1 protein-coding gene is annotated in these 3,644 nt (G+C 74.4%); it reads right to left on the minus strand.

Annotated features, from left to right (window positions below):
* Positions 1-3,644 (minus strand): SDR family NAD(P)-dependent oxidoreductase (locus tag ACSNOH_RS33945; RefSeq protein ID WP_436725298.1); only part of this gene is annotated, 3,644 nt, incomplete at both ends.

Here is a 3,644-nt window from a genome sequence, read left to right on the forward strand (position 1 = left end):
GCGAAGACACCGGTCTTGCTGCCCCGCACCGAGGCGGGGTCGATGCCGGCCCGTTCGAACGCCTCCCACGACGTCTCGAGCAGCAGCCGCTGCTGCGGGTCCATCGCCAGCGCCTCGCGCGGCGAGATCCCGAAGAAGGCCGGGTCGAAGTCGGCCGCCTCGTGGAGGAAGCCGCCGTGGCGCACGTAGGACTTGCCGGAGCGGTCGGGGTCCGGGTCGTAGAGGTTCTCGACGTTCCAGCCGCGGTCCTCGGGGAAGCCGGAGATCGCGTCGCCGCCGGAGGCGACGAGGCGCCACAGGTCCTCGGGCGACCGCACGTCACCCGGGAACCGGCAGGCCATGCCCACGATCGCGATCGGCTCGTCCGCCGGGCCGGCGACCGCGGCGACCGCGGCGTCGGGCTGTTCCTGGACGCCCAGCGTCTCGGCCAGCAGGAAGCGGGAGAGCGCGACAGGTGTCGGGTGGTCGAAGACCATGGTCGCGGGGAGCCGCAGCCCGGTCGCCGCGTTGAGGCGGTTGCGCAGTTCCACCGAGGTGAGCGAGTCGAACCCGGCGTCCTGGAAGGCGTGTTCCGGCTGGACGGCCTGGACCGAGGCGTGGCCGAGCACGGCAGCGACCTCCGTACGCACCAGGTCCAGTACCACCTGCTCGCGCTCGGCCTCCGGCAACGCGGCCAGCCGCTGCCCCAGCGAACCCTTCGGGGCGGCCTGCTGCGCCGCGCGCCGCGCGATGCCCCGCACGGGGCCGCGGAGCCCTCGCAGGACCGGCGGCACCGTGCCCTGCAGCCCGCCGAGGTCCAGGCGGAGCGGGGCGACGGTCGCCCGGTCCAGGGCCAGTGCCGCGTCGAACAGCCGCAGTCCCTCCTCGACCGCTATGGGGGCGAGGCCCGCCCGCTTGAGCCGGGTGAGGTCCGCCTGGCCGAGCCGGTCGGCCATGCCGCTGCCCTGCTCCCACAGGCCCCACGCGAGCGAGGTCGCGGGGAGCCCCTGGGCGCGGCGGGCTTCGGCGAAGGCGTCGAGGAAGGTGTTGGCGGCCGCGTAGTTGCCCTGTCCCGCGCTGCCCAGGATTCCGGACACGGAGGAGAAGACGATGAACGCCGACAGGTCGCCGGTCAGTTCGTGGAGGTTGAGCACGGCGTCGGCCTTGGGGCGCAGCACCGCATCCATGCGCTCCGGGGTGAGCGCGGCGATCACGCCGTCATCGAGGACGCCGGCGGTGTGCACGACGGCCGTGACCGGCGTTCCGGCCAGCGCCTCGGCGAGGGCGTTCCGGTCGGTGGCGTCGCAGGCCGCCCAGCGCACCTCGGCGCCCAGCGCGGCCAGTTCGGCCTCCAGCTCGGCCGCGCCGGGGGCCTCCGCTCCGCGCCGGCTGAGCAGCAGCAGGCTGCGCACGCCGTGTTCGGCGACCAGGTGCCGGGCGACGAGCCCGCCCAGCGCGCCGGACGCACCGGTCAGCAGGACGGGGCCGGTGCCGAAGTCCGGGGTGTCGCTTACGGCTCCGGTGGCCTTCGCCAGGCGCGGTACGAGGACGTCCTGGCCGCGCACGGCGAACTGCGGCTCACCGGAAGCCACCGCGGCCGGCAGCACACGGACCGCCGCCTCGATGTCCTCGGCCTCCACCAGCACGATCCGGTCCGGATTCTCCGACTGTGCAGTCCGTACGAGGCCCCGCACCGCGGCGTGCGCCAGGTCGCCGGGACGCGTGACCAGAGCCAGCCGGCCCGGGCGGTCCTGCGCCAGCCACCACTGCAGCATCGCCAGAACGGCATGGGTGACTTCGCGGACGCGGGCGGCCGTACCGGCATTCACGTCTGCGGGGGAGCCCATGGAGTCCGTCGAGCCGGTCGGGCACGGGACGACTACGACGTCCGGTGTCCCTTCCCCGTCCCACAACGCGTCATCCCGCAACGCATCGAGGTCCGTGACGGTCTCGATCAGCAGCGGGTCGGGAGCGGAAGGCAGTGTGAACGGCGTCCACTCCAGCGCGAACAGCGAATCGCCACCGCCGGTGGCATCGGTACCAGCGCTGCGGAGTTGCTCGGCGGACACGGTTCGCAGCGACAGCGACCCGACCGAGGCCACTGGCTCACCGGCGCCGTCGGCCACGGTCAGCGTCATCGCGCCGGACGCCGTCCGCGACAGCTTCACCCGTACCATCGACGCCCCTGCCGCCTGGACGGCGACGCCGGACCAGGCGAACGGGAGAGCGGGACCGTCGTCGAGCGTCACCAGCCCGCCGGCGGCCAGAGCGTGCAGGGCGGCGTCGAGCAGGGCCGGGTGCAAGGCGTAGGCCGCCGCGTCGGCAGCCGCGTCCTCCGGCAGGGCGACCTCGGCGAAGACGTCGTCCCCGCCGCGCCACACCGCCCGCAGGCCCTGGAACACCGGTCCGTACTCCAGGCCGGCGGCGGCCATGCCGTCGTAGAACGCCGTCAGGTCGACGGCGTCCGCGTGCGCGGGCGGCCACGCGCCGAAGCCGGCGGCGGGCTGCGGCGCCTCGGCCGCGGACAGTACGCCCGTCGCGTGCCGGACCCACGAGCCGTTCCGGACGCGCGAGTGCACGCTCAGCTGCCGCCGGCCGGACTCGTCCGCCGCGCCGACCGCCACCTGAAGGGTGACGCCGCCGCGCTCGGGCACGACCAGGGGCAGTTCCAGGGTCAGGTCTTCGAGCCACCCGCAGCCCGTCTCGTCGCCCGCCCGTACGGCCAGCTCGACGAACGCGGTTCCGGGGAGCAGAACGGTCCCGTTCACGGCGTGGTCGGCGAGCCACGGGTGGGTGTCGAGCGAGAGCAGGCCGGTGAGCAGGACGCCGTCGCTGCTGGCCGTCGCGATCGCGGCGCCGAGCAGCGGGTGGTCCGCCGCCCCCAGGCCGGCGGCCCGGACGTCACCGGACCCCTGGGGGACGTCGAGCCAGAAGCGCTCGCGCTGGAAGGCGTACGTCGGCAGCTCCACGCGGCGGGCGCCGGGAAGCAGCGCCTGCCAGTCCGGCGAGACACCGTGCACCTGCAGCCGGCCGATCGCGGCGGCAAGGGCGTGCGGCTCGGAGCTGCCGGAGTGCAGGAGGGGCACGGTGACCACGTCGTCGGCGCAGGCCTGCGCCAGCGCGCTCAGGACGCCGCCGGGGCCGATCTCCACGAACGTCGTCACGCCCAGCTCGTGGAGGGTACGGACGCCGTCGGCGAAGCGGACCGCCTCGCGGACGTGGCGGACCCAGTACTCGGCGGTGTACGCCTCGGCGAGCTCACCCGTGAGGGTGGAGACCACCGGAATCCGCGGCTCATGGAAGGTGAGGCCGCGGACGACCTCGGCGAACTCCTCCAGCATCGGGTCCATCAGCGGCGAGTGGAACGCGTGGCTGACCTTCAGCCGGGACGTCTTACGGCCCTGCTCCCGGAAGGTTTCGCCGATCGCGACGACGGCGTCCTCGGCACCGGAGACCACCACGGACTGCGGGCCGTTGATCGCCGCGATGCCCACCTGCTCGGAGAGGTGCGGGAGCACCTCGTCCTCGGTGGCCTGGATCGCCACCATCGCACCGCCCGCAGGCAGGGCCTGCATCAGCGCGGCGCGGGCGGACACCAGCTTCGCCGCGTCGCCGAGCGTCAGCACACCCGCCACATGAGCGGCCGCGATCTCACCGATGGAGTG

Origin of the sequence: Streptomyces sp. URMC 127, assembly GCF_051386535.1 — a bacterium.
In the GTDB taxonomy this organism is placed as follows: Bacteria; Actinomycetota; Actinomycetes; order Streptomycetales; family Streptomycetaceae; genus Streptomyces.